The following is a 290-nucleotide window of genomic DNA, read 5'->3' on the forward strand; positions in this document are numbered from 1 at the left end:
GAGCGAACTTGTTCGCGAATTGACCGTAAAGTCGCAGAAATCGGGTCGCCTGAAACACAGTCTTCGCGAACAATGCGGATCGCCGCCTCGGTCGTCCCCGGCCCTTCGGGCAGAAGCAGGCTTGTGCATGACTATCGTGCCGATGCTCCGCGTCGGCATGCAGTTCTGGACGCTCTGCGTCCTCTTTGTGTTTGCGGCGCTCTGCGTAGCACGGCGGTTTTGCGATGTCAGCGGTATTTGCGTCTGACTCAGGTCACCTTTGCGCCCTTACGGCGCCCTACTTTGAGGGA

The 290-nt window shown here is 59.3% G+C and carries 1 protein-coding gene; it reads left to right on the forward strand.

Features of this window, described 5'->3' with window-relative positions:
• A partial coding sequence (locus tag DW49_RS1000000133450) for a hypothetical protein (RefSeq protein ID WP_206539582.1) occupies window positions 1–247 on the forward strand: 247 nt, incomplete at its 5' end.
• Between the last annotated feature and the right edge of the window lie 43 nt (window positions 248–290).

It is taken from the genome of Pseudomonas avellanae BPIC 631 (assembly GCF_000444135.1).
Taxonomy (GTDB): domain Bacteria; phylum Pseudomonadota; class Gammaproteobacteria; order Pseudomonadales; family Pseudomonadaceae; genus Aquipseudomonas; species Aquipseudomonas avellanae.